The following is a 26,976-nucleotide window of genomic DNA, read 5'->3' as shown; positions in this document are numbered from 1 at the left end:
TAATTTATTCGACTTCACGAACATCCACACGCAGCTCACGCGGCACTTCGAAAACAATGTTTTCTTCACGCCCTTCAAGGGTGATGGCTTCGCCGCCGCCCAGCCCTTGCAGGCGGGCAATCACGTTCTGCACCAGAATATCCGGCGCAGAAGCCCCGGCGGTAACGCCCACGCAGGCCACATCTTTCACCCACGCTTCCTGAATATCTGCGGCGTCATCAATCAGATAGGCGGCTTTGCCCATCCGCTGCGCCAGTTCAGCCAGACGGTTGGAGTTCGACGAGTTTTTCGACCCTACGACCAGCACGACGTCGGCCTGCTGAGCGAGCGATCGCACGGCCTCCTGACGGTTAGTGGTGGCGTAGCAAATGTCGTCTTTACGCGGGCCAACGATTTTCGGGAAACGGACACGCAGCGCGTCAATAACGTCGGAGGTATCGTCCACCGACAGCGTAGTCTGGGTCATGAACGACAGCTTGCTTTCGTCTTTCACCGTCAGCTTCAGTACATCTTCCGGCGACTCAACGAGGTACATGCCCCCTTTCGGGTTGCTGTACTGGCCCATGGTGCCTTCGACTTCCGGGTGACCGGCGTGACCGATAAGAATCGACTCTTCGCCGCGACGACTGGCGCGCGCCACTTCCATATGTACTTTGGTGACTAGCGGGCAGGTCGCGTCAAAGACCGTCAGGTCGCGACTTTTCGCTTCGTTACGCACGGCCTGAGAAACGCCGTGGGCAGAGAAAATCAGGATCGCGCCGTCCGGCACTTCGCTAATCTGCTCGATAAAGATAGCGCCGCGTGCGCGCAGGCTGTCCACCACGTAGCGGTTATGCACCACTTCATGGCGAACATAGATTGGCGCGCCATAGATGGCGAGCGCATTTTCAACAATGCTGATAGCGCGGTCAACGCCTGCACAAAAGCCGCGTGGGTTGGCCAACAGGATCTGCATGTTACGCCTCCAGTACCGGATCGACTTCCAGTACTTCAATATCAAAATGAACGGTATGGCCCGCCAGCGGGTGGTTGAAATCAACCGTGATGGAGTCACCGTTAATCTCGCGGATCACGCCTGGCATCTCGCTGCCGTCCATTGCGGTGAACAGCATGATAGCGCCGATTTCCGGTTCGCCCGCATCCATAAATTCGCGGCGGGAGAAATACTGGATAAGATCTGGCGTAGAGATACCAAACGCCGCATCCGGCTCCAGAGAGAAGGATTTTTTATCCCCGGCCTTCAGGCCGAGAAGATGCTGCTCCAGCCCTTCAGACAGGGAGGCATCGCCCAGACGAAACAGCGCCGGTTTGCCGTTGTTACGGGTCGACTCAGCGGTAGAGCCATCGTCCAGTTTCAGCGTGAAGTGCACCAGCACTGCGCTATTGCTTTGAATCGAATCAGACATGCAGGGACAGCCTTTTATCTTACGACATTGGAATGACGATTATTGTTATACGTTCAGCGCCGTCTGCGTGCCCGGTGGCGCTACGCTTACCGGGCCTACACAAAACGGTAGGCCGGATAAGCGCGGCGCCATCCGGCACCAGGCTACGCCTGTTTTTTCGGCAGGAAACCTTCCAGCACGATCAGCGCAGCACCGATACAGATTGCGGTATCGGCCAGGTTGAAGGTGGCAAAGTGCCAGTCGCCGACGTAGAAATCGATCATGTCGACAACGAAACCGTGCCACAAACGGTCGAACAGGTTACCCAGCGCGCCGCCAATAATCAGCGCGTAGGCAATGTTGTTCAGCTTTTGCGTGGCCTTAGAGCGATACATCAGCACCGCCAGCGCGACGCAGATACCGATAGCGATACCCGCAAAGAACCAGCGCTGCCAGCCGCCGCTGTCGGCCAGGAAGCTGAACGCGGCGCCATAGTTACGCGCATAATGCAGATTAAGCGACGGGAACAGCGACACCGTATCCCCCAGAGCAAAATTCTGGAGGATCAGGTATTTGCTGCCCAGATCGATAATCAGCACGGCGACAACCAGCCACAGCCAGCGTAACCCTGTTGAACAAATCGATTTACTCATCAGGCAAACTTACGTTTTTCGCCGTCACCGGCCACATTGCTCACACAGCGGCCACAGATGTGCTCCGCTACCTTGCCAACATCAGTGGTATAGTGCCAGCAGCGCGGGCACTTCTCACCTTCGGCTTTATTCAGCGCCACTTTCAGCCCTTTCAGCAGTTCGCTCTGCTGGGCATCTGCGGTTGCCGCTTCATAATCCGCAACGGTCGCCCCAGAGGTCAACAGGACAAATCGCAATTCGTCGCCGAGCGCGTTCAGCTTAGCCGCCAGTTCCGGCTGGGCGTACAGGGTCACTGCCGCTTCCAGAGAACCACCGACTTTCTTATCAGCACGCGCCTGCTCGATGACCTTGTTCACTTCGCCACGAACCTGCAGCAGTTCTTCCCAGAACGCATCGTTCATCGCTTCGCTGTCGGCCAGGCCAAACAGACCTTCATACCACTCGCCGGTGAAGACGTACTTCTCGCGGTTACCCGGCAGGTAGCCCCAGATTTCATCAGCGGTGAAGGACATGATAGGCGCCATCCAGCGAACCAGCGCTTCTGCGATATGGTACAGCGCGGTCTGGCAGCTACGACGCGCCACGCTGTCCGCTTTCGCGGTGTACTGGCGGTCTTTGATGATGTCGAGGTAGAACGAGCCCATTTCGACGGAGCAGAAGCGCATCAGGCGCTGTACCACTTCGTGGAAGTCATAGGATTCGTAGGCTTTCATGATGTCAGCCTGCGCTTCCTGCGCGCAACCTACGGCCCAACGATCCAGCACCACCATATCTTCCGGTTTCACCATGTCTTTCAGCGGATCGAAACCGTTCAGGTTCGCCAGCAGGAAGCGCGCGGTGTTACGGATACGACGATAGCTGTCGGCAGCACGTTTCAGAATTTCATCCGATACCGCCATTTCGCCGGTGTAGTCGGTTGATGCCACCCACAGACGCAGGATATCCGCGCCCAGTTTGTTCATCACGTCCTGCGGAGAAACGGTGTTACCGATAGATTTAGACATCTTACGGCCCTGACCATCGACGGTGAAGCCGTGGGTCAGTACCTGGCGATACGGCGCTTTGCCTTTCATGGCAACGCTGATCATCAGGGAGGACATGAACCAGCCACGGTGCTGGTCAGAACCTTCCAGATACATGTCCGCAGAATGACCGCCGAACTCTGGGCGCGCATCCACAACGGAGTAGCTGGTTGAACCGGAGTCGAACCACACGTCCAGGGTATCTGGCACTTTCACGTAGTTGTCTGCGTCGTCGCCGAGGATTTCACGCGGGTCGAGATCCCACCACGCCTGAATACCGTCTTTCTCAACGTACTTGGCTACCGCTTCCATCAGTTCAGTGGTGCGCGGGTGCAGCTCTTCGGTGTCTTTATGCACGAACAGCGCCATTGGCACGCCCCAGGTACGCTGACGGGAGATACACCAGTCAGGGCGGTTTGCGACCATGGATTCGATACGTGCTTTACCCCAGGCCGGGATCCAGCCGCTCAGATCTTCTTTCGCCAGGCCTTCCTGCTCGATGCGGTCGATCTCTTTGAGAGACTGAATACGCAGGCCTTTTTTATCCATGCTGACGAACCACTGCGGGGTCGCACGGAAGATGATCGGTGACTTGTGACGCCAGCAGCATGGGTAGCTGTGCTGCATTTTTTCGACGTGCAGCAGTGCGCCTTTTTCGGCCAGCAGCGCAACGATTTTGTCGTTAGCTTTGAAGACGTTCACGCCGTCCAGCTCTGGGTAGGTGCCCGCCAGGTATGCGCCATCAGGGCCAACCGGGTTAGCGATTTCCAGACCGTATTTCTGGCTGATCACATAGTCGTCAGGGCCGTGGCCACCGGCGGTATGTACCGCACCGGTACCGGCATCCAGCGTCACGTGGTCGCCCAGAATCGCCGGAACGTCGAAGCCCATGAACGGGTGGGTGAAGCGCAGCAGTTCCAGCTCGGCGCCTTTGACGGTGCCCAGAATGGTGTAGTCGCTCACGCCGATGCGCTTCATTACGCTCTCAACGAGGTCGCTTGCCAGAATCAGCGCCTGGCCGTCTACCTGCACCAGCGCATAGTCGAAATCAGGCGCCAGAGAAATTGCGCGGTTCGCTGGCAAAGTCCACGGCGTGGTGGTCCAGATAACCAGCGAGATTGGGCCGGTCACGTTGGCGGCACCAAATTTCGCTTTTACTGCCTCCTGGTCAGCGGCGTGGAACGCCACGTCGATAGACGGGGAGGTTTTGTCGTAATACTCAACTTCCGCTTCCGCCAGCGCAGAACGGCAGTCAACGCACCAGTGCACCGGCTTCGCGCCTTTGTGCAGGTGGCCGTTAGCCACGATTTTGCCCAGCGCACGAATGATGTTGGCTTCGGTTTTGAAGTCCATCGTCAGGTATGGCTTCTGCCAGTCGCCCAGCACGCCCAGACGGATAAAGTCGGTACGCTGACCGTCAACCTGGGTTGCGGCGTATTCGCGGCATTTGGCGCGGAACTCGGCGGCGGTAAATTTCTCGCCCGGCTTGCCAAACTCCTGCTCAACTTTCAGTTCAATAGGCAGGCCGTGGCAGTCCCAACCAGGCACGTACGGAGAGTCATAACCGGAGAGCCCTTTGGACTTCACGATAATGTCTTTCAGAATCTTGTTTACCGAGTGACCAATATGAATGTTGCCGTTCGCATAGGGAGGGCCATCATGCAGAATGAACGTTTTCTTGCCTTTTTTGGCTGCACGAATGATGCCGTACAGGTCATCATCAGTCCAACGCGCCAGCATTCCCGGTTCGCGCTTGGCGAGATCGCCGCGCATCGGGAACCCTGTTTCCGGCAAATTCAGGGTTGATTTATAGTCACTCATCAGATTCTCGGTTCCGTATATTTACGTAGGCATTTAAGCCGGGTTTGAAAGCCCAAAAAACTCGCGGGCCGTTAATTCATCACGCGCAATCTGCGCTTTTAGTTCATCCAGCGAAGCAAATCGCTGTTCATTGCGTATTTTTTTACGCAGCACTACATCTATATGGCGACCGTAAAGGTCCATTACAACGTCGAGCAAATGCACTTCCAGCTGCTGGCGAACGCCAGCAACGGTCGGGCGCGTACCAATGTTCGCCACGCCCGGCAGGGGCTTATCACCGAGCCCCGTCACTTCCACCGCATAAACCCCTTTTACCGGGGAAACCTGACGACGCAGCGGTAAATTCGCCGTCGGGAAACCAATAGTGCGGCCCAGTTCATCGCCGTGCACGACGCGCCCGGAGATAATAAACGGGTGCCCCAGCAGGCTTTCGGCCTGTTCAAGGTTATCGTTGGCCAGCGCCTGGCGCACCGCGGTGCTGCTAATGCGCACGCCGCCGTGGCAGAAGGTTTGCGTACTGGTGACGTCAAAACCGAAATCAGCGCCCGCCTTCTGTAATAACAAGAAATCACCCTGACGACCAGCGCCAAAGCGGAAATCATCGCCGACCGCGAGGAACTGAACGCCAAGCCGTTTGACCAGCAGTTCGCTGATAAAGTCCTGCGCGGTCAGCGCGGCAAAGCGGCGGTCAAAGCGCAGACACAGAACGTAGTCCACCCCACTCTCGGCCAGATAGCGCAGCTTCTCACGCAGGCGCGTCAGGCGGGCCGGGGCTTTATCAGCCGCGAAAAGCTCCAGCGGCTGCGGTTCAAAAATCATCACCACCACAGGCAAACCGCGCGATCTGCCCTCGGCACGTAAGCCTTGCAGTAACGCCTGATGCCCACGATGCACACCGTCGAAATTACCAATGGTCAGAACGCACCCGTGTGGGGCCTGACTGAGATTATGTATGCCGCGTATCAGCTTCATGTCTGGCTCAAAAGAGTGAAAATCGTCAGAGTATACCTTGTACAGCAGTCAAGGTTAACCCGCGATTACACCTCATAACGGAAAGAGGGAATGATTTCATCAGCATCCGTTAAAAAGGCAAGAAAATATAGTCGAGCCGCGTGATTTTTGTGCCGGAAAGACTGTATTCGTCTGTCACAAGCTGGTAGAATCCTGCGCCATCAATACGTAATGCAGCGTTGTCAAATTAACGGCGCTTATTTGCACAAATCCATTGACAAAAGAAGGCTAAACGGGCATATTCCTCGGCCTTTGAATTGTCCATATAGAACACATTTGGGAGTTGGCCTTGGCTAATATCAAATCAGCTAAGAAGCGCGCCGTTCAGTCTGAAAAGGCTCGCAAACACAACGCTAGCCGTCGCTCTATGATGCGTACTTTCATCAAGAAAGTATACGCAGCTATCGAAGCTGGCGACAAAGCTACTGCACTGAAAGCATTTAACGAAATGCAACCGATCGTGGACCGTCAGGCTGCTAAAGGTCTGATCCACAAAAACAAAGCTGCACGTCATAAAGCAAACCTGACTGCACAGATCAACAAACTGGCTTAATCGCCTGCTTGTTATCAGCTTTGAAAAAAACCCGCTTAATGCGGGTTTTTTTATGCCTGCTATTCCGTCTGCAGGCAGGATAAAGCAAAGCCGCCATCCGGCATCGTGCACCGAATTGCCTGATGGCGCTTCGCTTATCAGACCTACGCCGGCTCAGCAAACAGCGCCGAATAATCGCGATGGCAAATTCGCTGCACCGCCGGATGCTGAATCATCCTTTCGGCAAAAATTGCGTGATACTCTTCCATGACGTTATCCATGCGGCCAATTTCCACAATGCTGTCGTCCGCATAGAAATCATGGGCATACAGCGTTGGCGCAACAAAGATAGCGTTGTGCGCGGCGCCGAATGCTTTCATCAGCGCGGCATCATCAAACTCGCCGAGGATTTCAACGTTAAGCCCCTGCACGTTAAACCAGTTCAGTAGCTTGCGCCCTAGCATGGAACGACGGCCGGGAATCAGCAGACGTCGCTCCTCAAGGCACGCAGGGAACGGTTTTTCCGGCGGCGGATTCATACACCAGAAGCTCACGCTACACTCACCAATCTTCACCGAGAACAGCCCCTCCTGCTGCGTGGAATCAATCGGGCAGTCGGAGATAATCATATCCAGCTTGTGCTGGCTGAGCTGCTCCAGCAGCATCTCATGCGTCGATTCAAAGCAGCGCAGGTGAATCTGTTCATCCTCAACCACCGCCGCGTCAAGCACCCCGCTAACCAGCCGTTTCGAAAGCGCATCGGCCACGCCGACGTCGAACAGCAGGTTGGACTCCTTACGGTAGTTCACGATATCCAGCATCTCCTGACTGAGGGTGAACATTTTGTCCGCGTAGCGGAACACCAGCTCACCCAGTTCACTCGGCTCAATACCGCGGCCTTTGCGCTTGAATAACTTCCCTTGCAGACGTTCTTCCAGCGCTTTGATTTGCCCGGTAATGGTCTGCGGCGTAAGGTACAGCGCCTCCGCCGCGCCAACAATGGAGCCTTCCTTGTAGACATGCCAGAAGTAGTAAAGATGGTTGTAGTTAATATGCGACATGCCCTGTGCTCCCCTCTCCTTTGATCATCATTTTTCGCTTACGCCATCACCGGTTTTAAACGGGCGCGCAGCAAGCTGTATCCCACCACAGCCGACAGGACGGAACCTATCAGAATACCAAGCTTGGCCCAGTTAATCAGCGATGGATCGATATTGCCAAACGCCAGGCTGGCGATAAAGATAGACATGGTAAAGCCTATCCCGCACAACAGGCCAACGGCCATAATTTGTGTGAAACTGGCCCCTTCCGGCAGCTTCGCCAGCTTCAGCTTAAGCGCCAGCCAGCAGAACAGGCTGATGCCCAGCGGCTTGCCGATAAACAAACCGGCAATAATGCCCAACGGCAGCAGCGAGGTCAGCCCCTCCAGGGTCACGCCCTGCAGCGAGACGCCCGCGTTAGCGAAGGCGAACAGCGGCAGAATCATAAAGGCCACCCACGGATGCAGCACATGCTCAAGCTGTTTCGCCGGCGATTTGCCGCCCTGCTCGCGCAGCGGAATAAAGAAGCCAACAATCACGCCAGCCAGCGTCGCGTGTACGCCGGACTTCAGTACCGCCGTCCACAGCACAACGCCAACCAGAATATAGAGCCCGGTACGGCGTACGCCGCTCAGGTTTAGCACTGCCAGCACCGCAATGGCAGCACCGGCTACGGCGAGCGACAGCAGGGACAGATCGCTGGTGTAGAACAGCGCGATAATCACAATGGCGCCCAGATCGTCGATAATCGCCAGCGCCATCAGGAAGATTTTCAGCGACGCCGGCACGCGGCTCCCCAGCAGGGCCAGGACGCCAAGCGCGAACGCAATATCCGTTGCCGCCGGAATGGCCCATCCGCTGCTTGCCACCGGGTCCTGCGCGTTAAACGCCAGATAGACCAGCGCCGGCACCACCATACCGCCAACGGCAGCAATCACCGGAAAAACCGCCTGACGGCGGGTTGCCAGCGAGCCTTGCATCAGTTCGCGCTTAACCTCTAGGCCAATCAGCAGGAAAAACACGGCCATCAGGGCATCGTTAATCCACAGCAGCATGTTTTTGTCGATGGCTAAGGCGCCAACGCGCAGCTGAACCGGCGTCTCAAGGAAGGCATGATACAGGCCGCTGGTTGCGCCCAGGTTCGCCAGCAGCATGGCCAACGCTGCGGCAATAATCAGGATGATACCCCCTGAGGCATCATTGCTAAAAAAACGCTGAAGATGCTTCACTTTTACTCTCTCTATTGTGTTTTATACATCGATAAAACCATAGTATCGCGTTTAAAGACTCGGAAAAATCAGGTTATTTCTGGATGATAATTCAGTTTAGCCGATGAAATAAAAAAACCCGAAGCGCAATGCCCCGGGTTTTTTATTCAGCCCTCACCTTACGGCGAAAGATTAACGAGTCAAATCGTCAAAGAACTTTTTCACGCCGTCAAAGAAGCTTTTCGAACGCGGGCTGTTGTTTTCCCCGGTTGGGCCGCCGAAGCTTTCCTGCAGGTCTTTCAGCAGCTGTTTCTGCTTCTCGTTCAGGCCTACCGGCGTTTCAACGACTACGCGGCACAGCAGGTCGCCCTGCGCGCCGCCGCGCACGGACTTCACGCCCTTGCCGCGCATGCGGAACAGTTTGCCGGTCTGCGTTTCGCCCGGAATTTTCAGCTTCACGCGACCATCCAGCGTCGGCACTTCTATCTCGCCGCCCAGCGCAGCCATCGAGAAGTTGATCGGCACTTCGCAGTACAGGTTGTTACCTTCACGCTCAAAGATAGCGTGCTGTTTCACCTGCACCTGAACGTACAGATCGCCTGCCGGTGCGCCATGCTCACCCGCTTCGCCTTCACCGCTCAGACGAATACGATCGCCGGTGTCCACGCCTGCCGGAATCTTCACGGACAGGGTTTTGGTTTTCTCAACGCGACCGTGGCCGTGACATTTATTGCACGGATCTTTAATCAGCGTACCGCGGCCCTGACAGTGCGGACAGGTCTGCTGTACAGCGAAGAAGCCCTGACGCATCTGCACCTGGCCTGAACCATGACAGGTTGGACAGGTCTGCGGCTGTGAGCCCGCCTTGGCACCGCTGCCGTGGCAGACGTCACACTCTTCCAGCGTCGGGATGCGGATCTCTTTGGTGACACCGCGCACCGCTTCTTCCAGCGTCAGATCCATGTTGTAGCGCAGATCTGCACCACGGGACGCGCGCTGACGACCGCGACCGCCGCCAAAGATATCGCCGAATACGTCACCAAAGATATCGCTGAAGTCTGCGCCGCCGCCGAAACCGCCGCCACCGCCGCCCATACCGCCCTGTTCAAAGGCCGCATGGCCGTACTGATCGTAGGCCGCACGCTTCTGCGCGTCGGTCAGGATCTCGTACGCTTCTTTGATCTCTTTAAACTTGGCTTCGGCCTCTTTATCACCCTGGTTACGGTCCGGGTGGTACTTCATGGCCAGGCGCTTGTACGCCTTTTTGATTTCACGCTCTTCCGCTGTTTTGGAAACGCCCAAAATCTCGTAATAGTCTTGCTTTGCCATTGGTTTTTTTCAGCCCCTTAACATGCGAGCACGGGCGGAGAGGAAACCTCTTCGCCCGTGCCGATTAATTACCCTGCATCAGGGCGATTATTTTTTGTCTTTCACTTCTTCGAACTCTGCGTCAACAACGTCGTCGTCTTTCGCATTGTTCGCGGAAGCGTCAGCGCCTGCGGCACCCGCCTGCTGCTGTGCGTGCTGCTGCTGAGCGATTTCCATCAGTTTCTGGGAAACCTGCGCCAGCGCCTGCATTTTCGCTTCGATGTCCGCTTTGTCTTCACCTTTCAGAGACGCTTCCAGCGCGGTCAGCGCAGACTCGATAGCAGTTTTGTCGTCAGCCGGCAGCTGTTCGCCTGCTTCTTCAACCTGCTTACGAGTGCTGTGCAGCAGATGGTCGCCCTGGTTACGGGTCTGAACCAGCTCTTCAAACTTACGGTCAGCTTCGGCGTTAGCTTCGGCGTCACGAACCATTTTCTGAATTTCTTCTTCGTTCAGACCGGAAGAAGCCTTAATGGTGATCTTCTGCTCTTTACCGCTGTTTTTGTCTTTCGCGGAAACGTGCAGGATACCGTCAGCATCGATATCGAAGGTCACTTCGATCTGCGGCATGCCGCGCGGTGCCGGGCTGATACCGTCCAGGTTGAACTGACCCAGTGATTTGTTATCGGATGCACGTTTACGTTCACCCTGAATCACGTGGATAGTTACCGCAGACTGGTTGTCTTCAGCAGTAGAGAACACCTGGCTGTGCTTGGTCGGAATGGTGGTGTTTTTGTTGATGAGCGCAGTCATCACACCGCCCATGGTTTCGATACCCAGAGACAGCGGGGTAACGTCCAGCAGCAGCACGTCTTTAACTTCACCGGTCAGAACGCCGCCCTGAACCGCTGCACCGATAGCAACAGCTTCGTCCGGGTTAACGTCTTTACGCGGTTCTTTACCGAAGAACTCAGCAACTTTCTTCTGCACCATTGGCATACGAGTCTGCCCACCGACCAGGATAACGTCCTGGATATCGGATACGGACAGGCCAGCATCCTGCAGCGCAACTTTCAGCGGCTCGATGGAACGGTTAACCAGGTCTTCTACCAGGCTTTCCAGTTTCGCACGGGTCACTTTGATGTTCATGTGCTTAGGACCGGTCGCGTCTGCGGTGATGTACGGCAGGTTCACGTCGGTCTGCTGAGCGGAAGACAGTTCAATCTTCGCTTTCTCAGCGGCTTCTTTCAGGCGCTGCATCGCCAGCGGGTCATTGCGCAGGTCGATGCCCTGATCTTTCTTAAACTCGTCAACGAGGTAGTTGATCAGGCGGGTATCGAAGTCTTCACCACCCAGGTGGGTATCACCGTTGGTTGCCAGAACTTCAAAGGTTTTTTCGCCATCAACTTCGTCGATTTCGATAACGGAAATATCGAAGGTACCACCACCGAGGTCGTAGACCGCGATAGTACGGTTGCCGACTTCTTTATCCAGACCGTAAGCCAGTGCAGCTGCGGTTGGTTCGTTGATGATACGTTTGACTTCCAGACCTGCGATACGACCGGCGTCTTTAGTTGCCTGACGCTGAGCATCGTTGAAGTATGCAGGTACGGTGATAACCGCTTCAGTTACCGGTTCACCCAGGTAATCTTCAGCCGTTTTCTTCATTTTCTTCAGCACTTCAGCAGAGATCTGCGGCGGTGCAGTACGAGTACCTTTCACATCAAGCCATGCGTCACCATTATCTGCGGCAACAATTTTGTATGGCATGATAGAAACGTCACGCTGAACTTCTTCGTCCTGGAAGCGGCGACCGATCAGGCGTTTAATCGCAAACAGGGTGTTTTGCGGGTTTGTCACTGCCTGACGTTTAGCCGGCTGACCAACCAGAGTTTCACCATCCTGGGTATAGGCAATGATAGAAGGCGTGGTGCGATCGCCTTCGGCGTTCTCCAGCACGCGTGCAGTAGTGCCATCCATAATCGCTACACAAGAGTTGGTAGTACCCAGGTCGATACCAATAATTTTACCCATCTAAACGTCTCCACTAAAAATTCAGTCAACATGTGGTTGTGATTCTGTAATAAGGGCGAAACCTACGGTTTCAACAGCCCTGAATCGTTTTTTTTCAGACTCACTCACTGCGGTTGACTACAAGATGGGGTCGCAACGTCATCCATCAAGGGGCAGCGTTAAAAATTTTTCATTCAGTGCGATTTTATTTCTGCCGCCTTGACTGTACACACTCATCAACAGAACCTTAAAAAACCATTACATTCAGTATATTAAATCCATAAAGCGTTGTGATTTAGCGCTAAAAGTCGCGCTGCTATGGGAGCAAATCCCCCGGCAACATTTCACTCACTGAAATGAGTGCCCTGGTAATAAAAACAATGAAAACCCTTTTAAGCGTCACGATAAGCCCGGCGATCGGCATGATCCAGGCCGCTCCACCATCCCTGCCGTGCAGCATATTGCCCACCAGCGTCGTTTAATTGCCCGCACGGGGAATGAGTTAAAGGGGGAAAATAGTTCATTTTCCCCCGATGAGATCATAGACAGCCCGTTTACTCCTGATTATCATGCCGCGCCCCCCAGCACTGGGGAGATTATTTCACCATTCAATGATGATTTGAGGAATTATGGGCAACACTAAGTTGGCTAACCCGGCACCGCTGGGCCTGATGGGCTTCGGCATGACCACCATTCTGCTTAACCTGCATAACGCCGGTTTCTTCGCCTTTGACGGCATTATTCTCGCTATGGGTATTTTTTACGGCGGTATCGCGCAGATTTTCGCGGGCCTGCTGGAATACAAAAAAGGGAATACTTTCGGTCTGACCGCTTTTACCTCCTACGGCTCTTTCTGGCTGACCCTGGTGGCCATTCTGCTGCTGCCGAAGATGGGGATGAGCGAAGCGCCAAACGCACAGTTCCTCGGCGTGTATCTTGGCCTGTGGGGCGTGTTCACGCTGTTCATGTTCTTCGGCACGCTGAAAGCTGCACGCATGCTGCAGTTCGTGTTCCTCAGCCTGACCGTGCTGTTCGCTCTGCTGGCGGTTGGCAACATTAACGGCAACGAAGCGATTATCCACGTGGCTGGCTGGGTAGGCCTGATCTGTGGCGCAAGCGCCATTTATCTGGCAATGGGTGAAGTGCTGAACGAACAGTTCGGCCGTACCGTACTGCCGATTGGTGAAAAGCACTAATCCTCGCCTCATCTGAAAAACGCCGGCCTGTCCGGCGTTTTTTTTGCCTGAAAACTACCGTTCCTGGGATTATCACTTCCACGTTATCTGCGCTATTTTCAATAACTTCTCATGATGAAAAGGATGATTGATGATGCGCCTCACGTTTGTATATCCCCTGCTTCTGGCCTGCGGTGCCTTGCTACCCGCGAGCGCTCATGCGCTACCCACGCCCGAAGTCAGAAGCGTTGATTGGGATAAGGAAAACACCGTGCGCGTAGGGAACAGTATCAATACCGTTTACCACATTACGATGTCAGAGGGCTCGCAAAATAATCTGTGGCTAAACGTCGATTGCCAGACCCGGACAAAAACGCTGCTGTATATGAATCTGCATACGCTGACGGGGAGTCATATCCGCGCCTACGGCGGTAATTCTTTCGCCCGCTACGTTCCCGGCGTGCCTTTCGAGCCCGACGCCGATAGCTTAATGAACACCGATCCCGCGCTGGATGTCTGTAAGCAAAACGTCGTACAGCCTCGCTGGGTAGGGCTGACCAACGCGGATAAGAACGGCGACCAGCCGTTTATCGATCTCAATAACAGCCATCGTCAGGGCAATCAGCTTAACCTGCGCATCGGTACGGATTACGCCCAGGTGCATCGCGAAAAACAGTATGACGCGCCCTACGACTTTAAAATCAGCCAGATACAGGTGAATTGCGATAACCAACAGGCGCGCATTGCGCGAACATTCTCGCTAAATGCCGCCTTCGTTACCGACAACGCCACCCCGGCAGAGACGGCCTTCACGTCGCTCCCCTCCTCGCTTATCGCACCGGTAGCAAAACTGTGCGCCTTACAGGATCTTAACCAGTTCACCGGCAGCGGCGCGTGGGTTGCCCGCCCAAAAAATGAAGCGGATGCCCCATTGGTAATCCCCGATTTTGAACACAACGATCCGAACGCATTAGCCCGCTACCCGCAGCCAGAAGCGGTAAGCAAGAGCGTGATGACGATCCTAAAGAATGGCCATGATGTACCGACCTTTACCCGCCTCACTTTTACGCCGGTGTGGCCTGGTGATGCGGACATCAGCGGTAAGACCCGCATCGACAGGCTGCCAGACGGCAGCACGTTAACGCTCGATACGCTGGTGCTTAAAGGCGTGACGTTCTATAGCCAGTACCAGCGATTATTCAATCTCGTCGACCTGAAGCAATGGGATTCGATGCAAAACAGCCCGCTTATCGCCCGAACGCTGGAAACCAACGTTAGCGCAGCGCCTGTGGTAGGCAAGCAGTATCACTGGCACGCGGTGCTGCAAAACGAGGGCAGCCCGGAGAAAAGCAAATCGAAGCGTCAGGATTGTCGTGCAGAGGGCCCGTGGCGCGATGCCGCGATGCTGAATGAGGCTTTCCCTGGCCGCTATATTGAGCTTATCTGCACCGACGACCGGGGCGATGGGAAAGCGATGAGCAGCGATTACGCCTGGCTGGAAGATTTGCGCGTCTTCATTCGTATCGGCTATCAGGAAGCGGGGGAGAAAAAACGGTTTACGTTTAAGGACGTCGCCATTATTCATTAAGGCACATGACGCCGGGGTTGGCGTCACGTGCCCCCGCGTTGGCTTACGCCTCGGCCGGGCTACGGCTGGCTGCCTGTCGCTCTTTACGCAGCCAGATACCAAGCCCCAACCCCATCAACGACAGCGCCAGCACGTACCAGGCTGGCGCCATCGGCGATACGCCCATCAGCATGGTGACGGCAATGGGCGTCAGGCCGCCGAAAATGGCATAGGAGACGTTGTAAGAGAAAGAGATGCCGGTAAAGCGTACCTCCGCCGGGAAAGCGCGTACCATCACGTACGGCACCGCCCCTACCACGCCAACGCACAGCCCCACGAGCCCGTACAATAAGAACAGCTGCTCGGGGTGCGTTCCCGCAAGGTGATAGAAAAACCAGCTTGAGCAGGCGAGCAGAATGCTGCCAACGATAAACGTTTTACTGGCACCTATGCGGTCCACAATCAACCCCGCCAGCAGGCAGCCAATACAGAGCATAACCGTTGCGATGCTGTTCGCCTGTAAGGTCAGCGCGGGGGCAAAGCCGTACTGTTTTTGCAGCCACACTGGCGACATCAGAATCACCACTACAATGCCAGCTGAGAGCAGCCAGGTCAGCAGCATCGACACGACCACCGCCGGCTTATGCTTGAGCACCACCGACTTGATGGGCAACTCCTGCGCCAGCGCTTTACGCTGCTGCATTTCGAGAAAAATGGGGGTTTCCTGCAACCAACGGCGCAGGTACATCGCCACCAGGCCAAACGCGCCGCCCAGCAGGAACGGAATACGCCAGCCGCCGTCGTGGATTGCCTGCACGCTCAGTTGGGTATTAATCAGCGTCGCCACCACCGAGCCCAGCAGAATTCCCACCGTCAGCCCTGCCGTCAGCGTCCCGCAGGCAATGCCGATACGACGCGCCGGCACATGCTCGGCCACAAACACCCAGGCCCCCGGTACTTCACCGCCAATCGCTGCGCCCTGTAAAATACGCATGAACAGCAGCAGCAGCGGCGCGGCCAGCCCGGCGCTGGCATAAGTTGGCAGCAGGCCAATCGCCAACGTAGGCACCGCCATCAGCAGGATACTGAGGGTAAACATTTTTTTGCGCCCGACCAGATCGCCGAAGTGCGCCATGATGATGCCACCCAGCGGACGAGCAAGATAGCCTGCAGCGAAGATGCCGAAAGTCTGCACCTGACGCAGCCACTCAGGAATGTCCGCCGGGAAGAAGAGCTCCCCCACCACCGCGGCGAAGAAGACGAAGATGATGAAATCATAAAACTCCAGCGCGCCGCCGAGGGCCGCCAGCGTTAGGGTTTTATAGTCTTGTCGATTCAGAGGTCGGGTGTAATGTGACATAACAAACCATTCGCAAAGTGGAAGTGTTGATCTAAGTTTACGTTTTGTGTAAAGCAAAAATGACTATACCGTAAACCCGATCGCGCTCCAGCAGAATGATAGGTTATGTCAGAAAAGCATCACATTCAGGATAAAGTCTCGCGACGAGCGCTCTTAGGGCGGAAAGCTGCTACGACATCGCGATTCGTTTCAATATAAGGCCCCTCCAGCAACTGTACACAATACGGTACACTTGCAAAGATGCCGTTCACCAGCACGTTGCCCTCTGCGTCTTTCACCCCTTCCAGCGTTTCCTGAATCGCTTTCGGCTGGCCCGGCAGGTTAAGAATGAGGGCCTGTTTGCGAATAACGCCTACCTGGCGTGAGAGAATGGCCGTCGGGACAAAGTGCAAACTGACCTGGCGCATCTGCTCGCCAAAGCCCGGCATGACGCGGTCGGCAATCGCCAGCGTCGCATCCGGCGTCACATCGCGCCGCGCCGGCCCCGTACCACCGGTGGTCAGCACCAGATGGCAGCTCATCTCGTCCACCAGCTCACACAGAGTTTGCTCAATAATGGTTTGTTCATCCGGGATCAGGCGAGTTTCCACCTTAAAAGGGGTCGTCAGCGCCGATGCCAGCCACTCTTCCAGTGCCGGAATACCTTTGTCCTGATAAACGCCGCTGGAAGCGCGGTCAGAGATAGAAACTAAGCCAATGCGTAAAGTGTTCATGATTATTCCGTTAAAACCGTAGCGTTAAGCAGAATAATACACGCGAATGGGCAGCAATACTAAGACCCCAGACGGGTTATCCTCCGGGTTTCCCGAGGCGCGCCGCAAAATGAAAAAGCCAACGGATATTTCTCTGTCGCACGCAGATGCGCAGTGGCAGACTCCGCGAAAAGAATTCCATGGAGGGCTGGATATGCGTAAAAACAGGACGCCTACGCCGCATGATTTAGTGTTTAAAACGTTTCTCTCAACGATGGAAACCGCACGGGATTTTATTGCGATTCATCTTCCCCCTGCCCTGCTGCGACTGTGCGATCTGTCAACGCTGAAACTGGAATCGGGTAGCTTTATCGAAGAGGATCTTCACCCCTATTACAGCGATATGCTCTATTCGCTAAAAACAGCCTGCGGCGACGGCTACATCCACGTGCTTATTGAACATCAAAGCTCACCGGATAAGCATATGGCCTTTCGCTTAATGCGTTACGCCATTGCCGCCATGCAGCGCCACCTTGAGGCCGGCCATAATAGGCTACCGCTGGTCATCCCTATTCTGTTTTATCAGGGGCGAAAAAGCCCTTATCCCCACTCAATGAACTGGCTGGATAATTTTACCGACCCGGCGCTTGCGAGACATATCTATAGCCAGAATTTTCCTTTGGTCGATATCACGGTAATTCCCGATGATGAAATTATGCGCCACCGCAGTATGGCTGCGCTGACGCTGATTCAAAAACATATCCGCCAGCGCGATCTCACCCGCTTTCTCGATAAGCTTGCCGGGCTATTAACCCGCAACCACATCAGCGGACAGCAGGTCATTGCGCTGGTAAACTACATGCTCCAGGCGGGAGAAGCACACGATGCCCGTACATTGCTGTATGAAATGGCGCTACGCGCACCACAGTATGGAGACGAACTGATGACATTAGCAGAAGAGTTAAAGCAGGAAGGACGGATAGAAGGAATACAGCAAGGAATTCAACAGGGTATGCAAGTCGGCGAACGCGAAGCCGCGCGGAAAATTGCCCGAGCCATGCTAGAAAAAGGTATCCCGGTCGCCGAGGTGATTGAAATGACCGGCATCGCCGCAGACGAACTTCCCTCCCTGCACCACCATGAATAAAAAAACAGCCCGCTCTCTTTAGAGAAGCGGGCTGTTATCAGGCAAACAGGCTGAATTACAGCAGTTCGCCGATCATTTTTTCCAGTTTTTCCTGGTCAATAGCAAACTTACGGATACCTTCCGCCAGTTTATCAACCGCCATCGGATCCTGGTTGTGCTGCCACAGGAACTCAGACTCGGTGATGCGGCTCGGACGCGCTTTCACTTCACCGGTAAAGGTCAGCTTACGTTCCAGAGGGCCTTCGCTTTCTGCCAGTTCTTTCAGCAGCGCCGGGGCGATGGTCAGGCGGTCACAGCCTGCCAGCTCAAGGATTTCACCGATGTTACGGAAGCTTGCGCCCATCACCACGGTTTCATAACCGTGCTCTTTGTAGTACTGGTAGATTTCGCTAACCGAAACCACGCCCGGATCTTCCGCAGGCGCGTATTCTTTCTTATCGGTATTGGCTTTGTACCAATCCAGAATACGACCGACGAACGGGGAGATCAGGAACACGCCCGCTTCCGCACAAGCGCGCGCCTGCGCGAAGGAGAACAGCAGAGTCAGGTTACAGTTGATGCCGTCTTTTTCCAGCTGCTCCGCTGCGCGGATGCCCTGCCAGGTAGAGGCCAGTTTAATCAGAATGCGATCGTTGCTGATGCCAGCATCGTTGTACATTTTGATCAGGCGCTTCGCTTTCGCGATAGACGCTTCAGTGTCATAGGACAGGCGCGCATCAACTTCGGTAGAGATACGGCCCGGGACCAGTTTCAGAATTTCCAGACCGATATTTACGGCCAGTTTATCGGTGGCATCGACAACCTGCTGTGCGCGGTCGCTGCTCTGGCTACGCGCCCATGCTACCGCATCGTCGATCAGTTTACGGTACTCAGGGATCTGTGCTGCGCCCAGAATCAGCGAAGGGTTGGTTGTCGCATCCTGAGGCTGATACAGCTTCATTGCCGCGATGTCTCCGGTGTCAGCCACTACGGTTGTGTACTGACGCAGAGATGTCAATTTATCCGTCATGATAGTGTTTCTCTTTAAACAGCTGTTAGGGGGATGTAACCGGTCTGCCCCGATAATATCACGCCGCTCTCTCAGCGCAACCGCCGACGTCATGAGACCGCAGAGTATGATAAACTGAAGTATCTGACTTTCAGGACCCGGCTTTCTGCATCCTGATTGTGGTAACGCTTACATTGGCTGAATCGAATCGTGCGAAGCAACGTTGCTTCCTGGGTTCGGCCGCTCATTTCGGCATAGACAAGAGGACGTTTAATGCCTGATTTCCTGTCTTTTATCAGCGAAATTTTGTGGGGCTCGGTGATGATTTACCTGCTCCTGGGATGTGGTATCTGGTTTACATGGAGAACCGGCTACATCCAGTTTCGCTACATCCGTCAGTTTAGCAAAAGTCTGAAAAGAAGCCTGGCACCCTGCGAAGGCGGGTTAACCTCGTTCCAGGTTCTGTGTATTAGCCTGGCCGCGCGCGTTGGCAGCGGTAACCTTGCCGGCGTCGCGCTGGCGATCGCCGTCGGCGGCCCCGGTGCGGTCTTCTGGATGTGGGTAGCCGCAATTATCGGCATGGCCAGCAGCTTCGCCGAATGTTCGCTGGCCCAACTCTACAAAGAACGTGACGCCAACGGGCAGTTTCGCGGCGGTCCGGCATGGTATATGTCGCGCGGGCTCGGCATGCGCTGGATGGGCGTACTCTTTTCGCTGTTTCTGCTGCTGGCCTACGGGCTTATCTTTAACACCGTGCAGGCCAACTCCACCGCGCACGCGCTGAAATATGCCTTCGACGTCCCCAGAAGCGCGACCGGCATCGTAATGGCCTTCTTCGCCCTGCTGGTGATGGTCCGCGGCATCAAGGGCGTCGCGCGGCTGAGCCAGTGGCTGGTGCCGTTTATGGCGCTGTTGTGGGTATCGGTCTGTCTGCTGATTACCCTTTGGCACATTGTTGAAATGCCCGCCATCATCAGCATGATCGTGCGTAGCGCCTTTGGCTGGCAAGAAGCTGCTGCCGGTGCCGTGGGCTATAGCGTCAGCCAGGCCATTACCAGCGGCTTTCAGCGCAGCATGTTCTCTAATGAAGCCGGCATGGGCTCCACGCCTAACGCGGCGGCGGCGGCAGCCTCCTTCCCACCGCATCCGGCGGCCCAGGGTATTGTGCAGATGATCGGCGTGTTGCTTGATACCGTCGTTATCTGCAGCGCCAGTGCGATGATCGTGCTGCTGGCGGGTCACGGCACAAAAACCACCAGCTATGATGGAATCCAACTGGTGCAACACGCCATGAGCGTGCTGGTCGGTAGCTGGGGCGCTAGCTTTGTGGCGGTGGTGATGATTATGTTCGCCTTTAGCTCCATCGTGGCTAACTATATCTATGCCGAAAACAACCTGATCTTTCTGCGCTGGAATAAGCCATGGGCCATCTGGCTGCTGCGGCTGTGCACGCTGCTGATGGTATTCATCGGCAGCCAACTGAGCCTACCGGTGGTCTGGCAAATGGCGGATGTGATTATGGCGCTGATGGCCATTACCAACCTGTCGGCCATTCTGCTGCTCTCACCGGTGGTCAGAATTATCGCTCTGGATTATCTGCGCCAGCGAAAACTGGGCGTGACGCCGGTGTTCGACCCGGACTATTACCCCGAAATCGCCCGGCAGCTGGCGCCGGAAAGCTGGGATCAGCCGCCGCGCCAATAGCAGCAATCGATCACCTGTGGCCGTTTTTTTGTTAAAGTTGAGTGAAATTTTCTGCAAGGACTGGATATGCTGATTCTGATTTCGCCTGCTAAAACGCTCGATTACCAAAGCAAGCTTGCCACCACCCGCTATACCCAGCCCATGCTGCTGGAGCACGCTCAAACGCTGATACGAGAAGCGCGAAAGCTTTCTGCTCCGCAAATTAAAGCGCTGATGGGGATTAGCGACAAGCTAGCGGACCTAAACGCTACCCGCTTCCACGACTGGCATCCGGACTTCACGCCGGATAACGCCCGTCAGGCGATTCTGGCCTTCAAAGGCGACGTCTACACCGGGCTACAGGCAGAAACCTTTAGCGATGCTGATTTTGACTTCGCTCAGCAGCACCTGCGCATGCTTTCCGGCCTTTACGGCGTGCTGCGTCCGCTGGATCTGATGCAGCCGTACCGTCTGGAAATGGGCATTCGCCTGGAGAACCCGCGCGGAAAGGATCTGTACCAGTTCTGGGGAGAGGAAATCACCCAGACGTTGAACGCCGCGCTGCGTGAACAGGGCGACGACATCGTCATCAACCTGGCGTCAGACGAGTATTTCCGTTCGGTAAAACCGAAAGCACTGAAGGGAAGCATCATTAAGCCCGTGTTCCTCGACGAGAAAAACGGCAAATTCAAGGTGATCAGCTTCTATGCCAAAAAAGCGCGCGGGCTGATGAGCCGCTATATCATTGAAAATCGCCTGTCGAAACCTGAACAGCTGACCGGATTTGATAGCGAAGGGTATTTCTTTGATGCGGAAAGTTCGAGCGCCGAAGAGCTGGTCTTCAAGCGCCACGAACAGTGATAACCCCGCGGGCCTGATAAGCAAAGCGCCATCTGGCAGATCGATAGCGATCGCAGGATGGCGGCGTTGCCTTAGTCGGCCGACAAGTTAGTGATGGTCATTGGGCGGTGGCAGGCGACGATCGTCGCCATGTCCACGCTCGTTATGACCCCGATCGTCATGGCGGTCGTCGCGATCGCGTTTATCATGATGCGGCGGCGTATGAGGATTCCAGCGGTTGTCGCGCCATTCATAATGATCGTTCCACCAGCTATGGTCACGCCAGTGGCCGCCATCCCAGTAACGCCCGTCATTATCCTGGTCGCCAATTTGCAGCTTCACCGCCGGGACCAACGTGATCTCTGCGGCCTGAGTCATAACCGGAGCCGCCAGCATCATAGCCAGTGCCAACATCGCAGGTTTTAACATGGGTAACTCCTTGATTCTTCGTTCGCCAGTATGGCCGATGAACAAAGCTTACCGCCGTAGAACCCGCGTTGTTATTCTCCGCAATCCTATAATCTAACGCCCCGCATTTATTGGGAATATCTCCTTTTTCCCTGCGGAATGTCTGCATAATTTCTCCCTATTTCCCCCTCCACAGGGAAGGAGGAAACGGAGAAGATTACGCGTTGCGCATCATCAGCTGGCGCAGTGCGGCATAGTCGGCCGGCAGGTTGTGAGACAGCAGCGGCAGGTCGGCGCGGTCTGCCAGCGCTTTAGGCAGCGGCAGGGTTTCGCCCAGGATCGCTTCCACGCTTTCCTTAAACTTCGCCGGATGCGCGGTGCCGAGGAACAGACCATATTCACCCGGCTGCAGCTGGTCACGCAGTGCACGGTAGGCAATCGCCGCGTGCGGTTCGGAGGTGTAGCCCAGCGACTGCAGTTCACGCATAGTGGCCTTTGTCGTTTCATCATCCACCGCCGCATAACCCAGTTCGTTCAGGCGCCAGATTTTACGGCGGAACAGCTCTTCTACACGCGGCCAGTTGTTCGGCTGGCTCACGTCCATTGCGTTCGACAGCGTCGCCTGAGTGGCCTTCGGCGCCCACTTCCCATCCTGCAGGAAGCGCGGCACGGTGTCGTTGGCATTGGTGGCGGCGATAAAGCGTTTCACCGGCAGGCCCAGCGATTTAGCCAGCAGGCCCGCGGTCAGATCGCCGAAGTTACCGCTCGGCACGGAAATCACCAGCTGGTTACGCGCTTCCTGAGGCAGCTGCGCTACCGCTTCGAAGTAGTAGCAGATTTGCGCCAGCAGGCGGCTGATGTTGATGGAGTTTGCGGAGTTCAGACCCAGTGCAACCTTCAGTTCTTCATCATCGAAGGCCTGTTTCACCAGCGCCTGGCAGGCGTCGAAATCACCGTCAATGGCGACAGTTTCAATGTTGCCGCCCAGCGTACAGAACAGCTTCTCCTGCAGCGGGCTGATTTTGCCGCGCGGGTACAGAATCACCACGTTGACGTTCGGCAGGCCGTAGAACGCATGCGCCACGGCAGCACCGGTGTCGCCGGAGGTTGCCGTCAGGATGGTCACCGGCTTATCGCCTGCAATATGGGTCAGCATCTGCGCCATAAAGCGGCCGCCGAAGTCTTTAAACGCCAGGGTCGGACCGTGGAACAGCTCCAGGCAGCCAACGTCTTCCTGCACCTTGTTCACCGGCGCCGGGAAGGTAAATGCCGTCGCAATGCGCGCAGCGAGCTCATCCTGTGGGATCTCATCGCCGATAAACGCGGAGAGTATTTTCGCGCTGCGGGTGACGAAATCCTGCGTTAACAGGTCATCAATGTCGGTCAGGTTGAATTCCGGCAGATCGTGCGGGAAAAACAGCCCCTGTTGCTTGCCAAGGCCTTGCGTAACGGCCTGCGCGAAGCTGACCTGTTCATTGTGATCTTTTAAGTTATAGAGTTTCATCGGTTATCCCACGACTCGTGCGCCGGCTGTATCCAGACGGCAAATATGAACAAAACCTTCTTGATTTTGCAGGTAATTCTGGCCAAGCCAATCGGCCACTCGCTGTGCGGTATCGGGTTTATCACACAGCGCAAACAGCGTTGGGCCGGAACCGGAGATCCCGCAGGCAACGGCGCCAATGCCCGCCACCGCCTGACGCGCCTCGCTGAAGCCCGGCAGCAGTTTGGTACGGTATGGCTCGGCAATCACGTCTTTCATCAGTTTCGCAGCCAACTGGGGCTGGCGTGAGTAGCAGGCGTGAATAAACCCAGCCAGATGGCGGCCATGCGCGATGCAGTCCTGACGGCGATACTGCGCAGGCAGAATCGCGCGCGCCTCCGCCGTTGAGACCTTGATCCCCGGATAGGCCAGCACCCACAGCCACTCATCAAAACAAGGAACCTGCTGGCTGATAATCCCGTTCTCTTCGATCATCAGCTGCATGCCGCCCAGATAGCACGGCGCAACGTTATCGTAGTGCACGCTGCCGGAGATGCGCCCTTCCAGCTCGCCCATCAGGGCCAGCATGCGGGTTTCGTCCAGCGGCTTACCGCAGTGTTCATTCATCGCTACCAGCGCAGCGACAACGGAACAGGCGCTGGAGCCCAGCCCTGAACCAATCGGCATATTTTTTTCCAGCGTCATCGCCACCGGGATTTCTTTGCCTATTTCCTGGCAGAAGCGCTCCCAGCATTGATAAACAATATTTTCCTGGGCCACGCTCGGCAGTTTATCCGCAAAGCGCCCCACATTTTGCAGGCTGAAACGGTCTGCCGCTTCAACCGAGACGTTATCGCCCAGCAGGCTGCCGTCAACCGGCGTGACGGCGGCACCCAGTACATCAAACCCGACGCTCATATTGGCACTGGAAGCCGGGGCATACACCTTAACCATTTTAAACTCCTAACTTCCATGACAATGTGCGCAGCAAATCGGCAAACACCCCTGCCGCCGTCACGTCGTTGCCTGCGCCATAGCCGCGCAGCACCAGCGGCAGCGGCTGGTAGTAGTGGCTGTAGAACGCCAGCGCGTTCTCGCCGTTTTTTACTTTGAACAGCGGATCGTTGCCGTCAACGGCGGCAATTTTCACCCGGCAGACGCCGTCTTCCTCGATGTTGCCCACGTAGCGCAGCACTTTGCCTTCATCACGCGCTTTAGCGACGCGCGCGGAAAATTCATCATCCAGCTGCGGCAGACGCGCCATAAAGCTGTCGGTATCGCCCGAGGCGTCGAAGCTCGACGGCAGCACCGATTCGACCACGATATCACTCAACTCAAGGCTGCGCCCGGTTTCTCGCGCCAGAATGAGCAGCTTACGCGCCACGTCCATACCGGACAGATCGTCACGCGGGTCCGGCTCGGTATAGCCCAGCTCGCGCGCGACGGCGGTCGCCGCGGACAGGCTCATGCCTTCATCAAGCTTGCCGAAAATAAACGACAGCGAGCCAGAAAGAATGCCGGAGAAATGCTGCAGCTCATCGCCCGCATTCAGCAGATTTTGCAGGTTCTCAATCACCGGCAGACCTGCGCCGACGTTAGTGTCGTAGAGGAATTTACGCCGCGATTGCCCTGCCGCATGACGCAGCTGATGGTAGTAATCCATCGACGATGTATTGGCCTTTTTGTTCGGCGTCACCACGTGGAACCCTTCGCGCAGGAAGTCGGCGTACTGATCGGCTACCGCCTGGCTGGAGGTGCAGTCAACGATCACCGGATTCAGCAGGTGATACTCTTTCACCAGGCGAATCAAGCGGCCCAGGTTGAACGGCTCTTTGGCTTCCGAAAGCTCCGACTGCCAGTTCTCAAGATTCAGCCCGTGCACGTTGGTCAGCAGCGCGCGCGAGTTGGCAACGCCGCAGACGCGCAGGTCAATGTGCTTCTTCTTCAGCCACGCCTGCTGACGTTTGATCTGCTCAAGCAGCGCACCGCCTACCCCGCCAACGCCCACCAGGAACACTTCAATGACCTGATCGGTGTTAAACAGCATCTGGTGCGTCACGCGCACGCCGGTCGTGGCGTCGTCGTTGTTCACCACTACGGAGATAGAACGCTCGGAAGATCCCTGAGCAATGGCCACAATGTTGATATTGGCGCGGGCAAGTGCCGCGAAAAACTTCGCTGAGATACCGCGCAGCGTGCGCATGCCGTCGCCAACAACGGAGATAATGGCCAGACGCTCCATAATAGACAGCGGCTCCAGCAGCTCTTCTTTCAGCTCCAGATAGAACTCATCCTCCATAGCCTTGCGCGCACGCGCGCAGTCGCTTTGCGGCACGCAGAAGCTGATGCTGTATTCGGAAGAGGACTGGGTAATCAATACCACCGAAATGCCCGCGCGGGACATGGTGGCAAACACGCGCGCCGCCATGCCGACCATGCCTTTCATGCCCGGGCCAGAGACGTTGAACATCGCCATGTTGTTGAGGTTAGAGATACCCTTCACCGGCAGCGAGTCATCGTCGCTGCTGGTGCCGATGAGCGTGCCCGGCGCCTGCGGGTTACCAGTATTTTTGATCAGGCAAGGAATCTGGAACTGAGCGATAGGGGCAATGGTACGCGGGTGAAGGACTTTCGCACCAAAGTAGGAAAGCTCCATTGCTTCCTGATAGGACATGCTTTTCAGCAGCACCGCATCCGGCACCTGGCGCGGGTCGCAGGTGTAGACGCCGTCGACATCGGTCCAGATTTCACAACAGTCTGCACGTAGACAGGCAGCCAGCACGGCGGCAGAGTAGTCAGAACCGTTACGCCCCAACACCACCAGCTCGCCTTTTTCATTGCCGGCGGTAAAGCCCGCCATCAGCACCATGTGATCCGCCGGGATCTGGCTGGCCGCAATGCGACGAGTTGATTCAGCAATATCGACTGTAGATTCAAGGTAATGGCCAACGGCCAGCAGTTTCTCAACCGGGTTAATCACCGTGACCTTGTGGCCACGTGCGCTCAGCAGCCCCGCCATGATGGCGATAGACAGCTTCTCGCCGCGGCAGATCAGGCCCGCGTTGACGCTGTCAGGGCACTGCCCGAGCAGGCTGATACCGTGGAGAATATGTTTGATCTGGGCAAATTCGAGCTCAACGGCCGCCTTCAGTTCCGCCAGCGGGAATCCCGGCTGAGCGGTAGCAAGCCCTTGAAGAAGTTCAGCAAAGATACGTTCGGCGTCGGCGATATTGGTCAGCGCGTCCTGGCCGCCAATGGTTTTTTCAATCATCGCCACCAGATGGTTGGTGATTTTTGCCGGGGCAGAGAGCACGGTTGCTACCTGCCCCTGCCTGGCGTTACTTTCCAGAATGTCGGCAACACGCAGAAACCGTTCCGCATTTGCCACTGATGTACCGCCGAACTTCAAGACTCGCATGGTTTTTACCCCTTGATCTTCAGTCGAAAAAAAAGCCCGCACTGTTTAGGTGCGGGCTTTTTTCTGTGTTTCCTGTACGCGTCAGCCCGCACCGTTACCTGTGGTAATAGTGGTGGTGGTAATGGTCATAATGCTGCTGATGCGAATCATGGATGTTGTGTGCTCTGTTATTTAGCTGTCTGTGCTATACCTATATTGGTTAAAGTATCTGGCCATCTAAGTCAA

Annotated in this window: 23 protein-coding genes and 1 other annotated feature; of the genes, 6 read left to right on the top strand and 17 right to left on the bottom strand. The window is 55.7% G+C overall.

Translation table 11 applies throughout. From position 1 onward, the window contains the following. Positions 1–4 precede the first annotated feature (4 nt). The 5 genes from ispH to ribF form a co-directional block, all read right to left on the bottom strand. Positions 5–955, bottom strand: coding sequence for a 4-hydroxy-3-methylbut-2-enyl diphosphate reductase (gene ispH / locus V6942_RS18350; protein WP_106925300.1), 951 nt, complete (start codon positions 953–955; stop codon positions 5–7). A gap of 1 nt (position 956) precedes the next feature. Further along, the gene (gene fkpB, locus V6942_RS18345; protein ID WP_035894914.1) at positions 957–1,406 is read right to left on the bottom strand and encodes an FKBP-type peptidyl-prolyl cis-trans isomerase; all 450 of its coding nucleotides are present in this window, start codon (positions 1,404–1,406) and stop codon (positions 957–959) included. 143 nt (positions 1,407–1,549) lie between these two features. Continuing rightward, positions 1,550–2,038, bottom strand: a complete 489-nt coding sequence (lspA, locus tag V6942_RS18340) for a signal peptidase II (RefSeq protein WP_064547278.1) — start codon at positions 2,036–2,038, stop codon at positions 1,550–1,552. Further along, complete coding sequence (gene ileS, locus V6942_RS18335) at positions 2,038–4,881, bottom strand: isoleucine--tRNA ligase (protein WP_333501627.1); 2,844 nt, start codon at positions 4,879–4,881, stop codon at positions 2,038–2,040. Before ileS ends, lspA begins: the two co-directional genes overlap by 1 nt. A 33-nt stretch (positions 4,882–4,914) precedes the next feature. Continuing rightward, complete coding sequence (ribF, locus tag V6942_RS18330; RefSeq protein ID WP_106925294.1) at positions 4,915–5,853, bottom strand: bifunctional riboflavin kinase/FAD synthetase; 939 nt, start codon at positions 5,851–5,853, stop codon at positions 4,915–4,917. Positions 5,854–6,181: 328 nt separating this feature from the next. Between ribF and rpsT the strand changes: the two genes are divergently transcribed. After that, positions 6,182–6,445 (top strand): 30S ribosomal protein S20, encoded by a 264-nt coding sequence (rpsT, locus tag V6942_RS18325; protein ID WP_003018940.1) that lies wholly within the window; start codon positions 6,182–6,184, stop codon positions 6,443–6,445. A gap of 143 nt (positions 6,446–6,588) precedes the next feature. Here the strand turns inward: rpsT and nhaR are convergent, their stop codons facing one another. The 4 genes from nhaR to dnaK form a co-directional block, all read right to left on the bottom strand. Then, on the bottom strand, positions 6,589–7,485 hold the full coding sequence (nhaR, locus tag V6942_RS18320; protein WP_106925290.1) for a transcriptional activator NhaR: 897 nt from the start codon (positions 7,483–7,485) through the stop codon (positions 6,589–6,591). Between the two features lie 38 nt (positions 7,486–7,523). Then, positions 7,524–8,693: a Na+/H+ antiporter NhaA gene (gene nhaA, locus V6942_RS18315; RefSeq protein ID WP_106925288.1), complete on the bottom strand. Its 1,170-nt coding sequence runs from the start codon at positions 8,691–8,693 to the stop codon at positions 7,524–7,526. A 171-nt stretch (positions 8,694–8,864) separates the two neighbouring features. Beyond that, the gene (dnaJ, locus tag V6942_RS18310; protein ID WP_106925286.1) at positions 8,865–10,001 is read right to left on the bottom strand and encodes a molecular chaperone DnaJ; all 1,137 of its coding nucleotides are present in this window, start codon (positions 9,999–10,001) and stop codon (positions 8,865–8,867) included. Positions 10,002–10,088: 87 nt separating this feature from the next. Then, the gene (dnaK, locus tag V6942_RS18305; protein WP_106925284.1) at positions 10,089–12,011 is read right to left on the bottom strand and encodes a molecular chaperone DnaK; all 1,923 of its coding nucleotides are present in this window, start codon (positions 12,009–12,011) and stop codon (positions 10,089–10,091) included. A 608-nt stretch (positions 12,012–12,619) separates the two neighbouring features. On the opposite strand from dnaK, the gene satP reads away from it, so the two are divergent. After that, the gene (gene satP, locus V6942_RS18300; RefSeq protein ID WP_106925282.1) at positions 12,620–13,186 is read left to right on the top strand and encodes an acetate uptake transporter; all 567 of its coding nucleotides are present in this window, start codon (positions 12,620–12,622) and stop codon (positions 13,184–13,186) included. Positions 13,187–13,436: 250 nt separating this feature from the next. Next, positions 13,437–14,753: a hypothetical protein gene (locus tag V6942_RS18295; RefSeq protein ID WP_333501626.1), complete on the top strand. Its 1,317-nt coding sequence runs from the start codon at positions 13,437–13,439 to the stop codon at positions 14,751–14,753. Between the two features lie 43 nt (positions 14,754–14,796). On the opposite strand, the gene V6942_RS18290 is transcribed toward V6942_RS18295, so the two are convergent. Continuing rightward, positions 14,797–16,092 (bottom strand): MFS transporter, encoded by a 1,296-nt coding sequence (locus V6942_RS18290; RefSeq protein ID WP_333501625.1) that lies wholly within the window; start codon positions 16,090–16,092, stop codon positions 14,797–14,799. Positions 16,093–16,217: 125 nt separating this feature from the next. Next, positions 16,218–16,805, bottom strand: a complete 588-nt coding sequence (gene mog, locus V6942_RS18285; RefSeq protein WP_106925276.1) for a molybdopterin adenylyltransferase — start codon at positions 16,803–16,805, stop codon at positions 16,218–16,220. A 193-nt stretch (positions 16,806–16,998) separates the two neighbouring features. Between mog and V6942_RS18280 the strand changes: the two genes are divergently transcribed. Continuing rightward, positions 16,999–17,931, top strand: a complete 933-nt coding sequence (locus V6942_RS18280; protein ID WP_106925627.1) for an Rpn family recombination-promoting nuclease/putative transposase — start codon at positions 16,999–17,001, stop codon at positions 17,929–17,931. 55 nt (positions 17,932–17,986) lie between these two features. Here V6942_RS18280 and tal read toward each other — a convergent pair whose 3' ends face one another. Beyond that, complete coding sequence (tal, locus tag V6942_RS18275) at positions 17,987–18,940, bottom strand: transaldolase (RefSeq protein WP_333501624.1); 954 nt, start codon at positions 18,938–18,940, stop codon at positions 17,987–17,989. Between the two features lie 252 nt (positions 18,941–19,192). Between tal and V6942_RS18270 the strand changes: the two genes are divergently transcribed. After that, positions 19,193–20,623 carry an alanine/glycine:cation symporter family protein gene (locus V6942_RS18270; protein ID WP_106925272.1) on the top strand — a complete coding sequence of 477 codons (1,431 nt, stop codon included), beginning with the start codon at positions 19,193–19,195 and terminating at the stop codon, positions 20,621–20,623. 66 nt (positions 20,624–20,689) lie between these two features. Next, positions 20,690–21,463 carry a peroxide stress protein YaaA gene (gene yaaA, locus V6942_RS18265; protein ID WP_182966202.1) on the top strand — a complete coding sequence of 258 codons (774 nt, stop codon included), beginning with the start codon at positions 20,690–20,692 and terminating at the stop codon, positions 21,461–21,463. Positions 21,464–21,550: 87 nt separating this feature from the next. Here yaaA and V6942_RS18260 read toward each other — a convergent pair whose 3' ends face one another. From V6942_RS18260 to thrL, 5 genes are all read right to left on the bottom strand, one after another. Next, positions 21,551–21,871: a DUF2502 domain-containing protein gene (locus tag V6942_RS18260; RefSeq protein WP_106925268.1), complete on the bottom strand. Its 321-nt coding sequence runs from the start codon at positions 21,869–21,871 to the stop codon at positions 21,551–21,553. A gap of 196 nt (positions 21,872–22,067) precedes the next feature. Continuing rightward, positions 22,068–23,354 (bottom strand): threonine synthase, encoded by a 1,287-nt coding sequence (thrC, locus tag V6942_RS18255; protein ID WP_106925266.1) that lies wholly within the window; start codon positions 23,352–23,354, stop codon positions 22,068–22,070. Between the two features lie 3 nt (positions 23,355–23,357). Further along, positions 23,358–24,287, bottom strand: a complete 930-nt coding sequence (thrB, locus tag V6942_RS18250) for a homoserine kinase (protein ID WP_106925264.1) — start codon at positions 24,285–24,287, stop codon at positions 23,358–23,360. A 1-nt stretch (position 24,288) separates the two neighbouring features. After that, entirely contained in the window at positions 24,289–26,751 is a 2,463-nt protein-coding gene (thrA, locus tag V6942_RS18245; protein ID WP_333501623.1) for a bifunctional aspartate kinase/homoserine dehydrogenase I, read from the bottom strand. Between the two features lie 25 nt (positions 26,752–26,776). Next, positions 26,777–26,894 (bottom strand) — a sequence feature (Thr leader region). After that, positions 26,833–26,901 (bottom strand): thr operon leader peptide, encoded by a 69-nt coding sequence (gene thrL, locus V6942_RS23480; RefSeq protein ID WP_072129079.1) that lies wholly within the window; start codon positions 26,899–26,901, stop codon positions 26,833–26,835. (Overlaps the previous feature by 62 nt.) Positions 26,902–26,976 lie beyond the last annotated feature (75 nt).

The organism is Kluyvera genomosp. 2, from assembly GCF_036759865.1.
Classification (GTDB): domain Bacteria; phylum Pseudomonadota; class Gammaproteobacteria; order Enterobacterales; family Enterobacteriaceae; genus Kluyvera; species Kluyvera ascorbata_B.
This window is presented reverse-complemented; position numbering and strand designations above follow the sequence as displayed.

Excerpts from the sequence above, each read along its gene's own strand:
- ispH (WP_106925300.1), bottom strand. The coding sequence starts at position 955 with ATGCAGATCCTGTTGGCCAACCCACGCGGCTTTTGTGCAGGCGTTGAC.
- fkpB (WP_035894914.1), bottom strand. The coding sequence starts at position 1,406 with ATGTCTGATTCGATTCAAAGCAATAGCGCAGTGCTGGTGCACTTCACG.
- lspA (WP_064547278.1), bottom strand. The coding sequence starts at position 2,038 with ATGAGTAAATCGATTTGTTCAACAGGGTTACGCTGGCTGTGGCTGGTT.
- ileS (WP_333501627.1), bottom strand. The coding sequence starts at position 4,881 with ATGAGTGACTATAAATCAACCCTGAATTTGCCGGAAACAGGGTTCCCG.
- ribF (WP_106925294.1), bottom strand. The coding sequence starts at position 5,853 with ATGAAGCTGATACGCGGCATACATAATCTCAGTCAGGCCCCACACGGG.
- nhaR (WP_106925290.1), bottom strand. The coding sequence starts at position 7,485 with ATGTCGCATATTAACTACAACCATCTTTACTACTTCTGGCATGTCTAC.
- dnaJ (WP_106925286.1), bottom strand. The coding sequence starts at position 10,001 with ATGGCAAAGCAAGACTATTACGAGATTTTGGGCGTTTCCAAAACAGCG.
- dnaK (WP_106925284.1), bottom strand. The coding sequence starts at position 12,011 with ATGGGTAAAATTATTGGTATCGACCTGGGTACTACCAACTCTTGTGTA.
- satP (WP_106925282.1), top strand. The coding sequence starts at position 12,620 with ATGGGCAACACTAAGTTGGCTAACCCGGCACCGCTGGGCCTGATGGGC.
- V6942_RS18290 (WP_333501625.1), bottom strand. The coding sequence starts at position 16,092 with ATGTCACATTACACCCGACCTCTGAATCGACAAGACTATAAAACCCTA.
- mog (WP_106925276.1), bottom strand. The coding sequence starts at position 16,805 with ATGAACACTTTACGCATTGGCTTAGTTTCTATCTCTGACCGCGCTTCC.
- V6942_RS18280 (WP_106925627.1), top strand. The coding sequence starts at position 16,999 with ATGCGTAAAAACAGGACGCCTACGCCGCATGATTTAGTGTTTAAAACG.
- tal (WP_333501624.1), bottom strand. The coding sequence starts at position 18,940 with ATGACGGATAAATTGACATCTCTGCGTCAGTACACAACCGTAGTGGCT.
- V6942_RS18270 (WP_106925272.1), top strand. The coding sequence starts at position 19,193 with ATGCCTGATTTCCTGTCTTTTATCAGCGAAATTTTGTGGGGCTCGGTG.
- yaaA (WP_182966202.1), top strand. The coding sequence starts at position 20,690 with ATGCTGATTCTGATTTCGCCTGCTAAAACGCTCGATTACCAAAGCAAG.
- V6942_RS18260 (WP_106925268.1), bottom strand. The coding sequence starts at position 21,871 with ATGTTAAAACCTGCGATGTTGGCACTGGCTATGATGCTGGCGGCTCCG.
- thrC (WP_106925266.1), bottom strand. The coding sequence starts at position 23,354 with ATGAAACTCTATAACTTAAAAGATCACAATGAACAGGTCAGCTTCGCG.
- thrB (WP_106925264.1), bottom strand. The coding sequence starts at position 24,287 with ATGGTTAAGGTGTATGCCCCGGCTTCCAGTGCCAATATGAGCGTCGGG.
- thrA (WP_333501623.1), bottom strand. The coding sequence starts at position 26,751 with ATGCGAGTCTTGAAGTTCGGCGGTACATCAGTGGCAAATGCGGAACGG.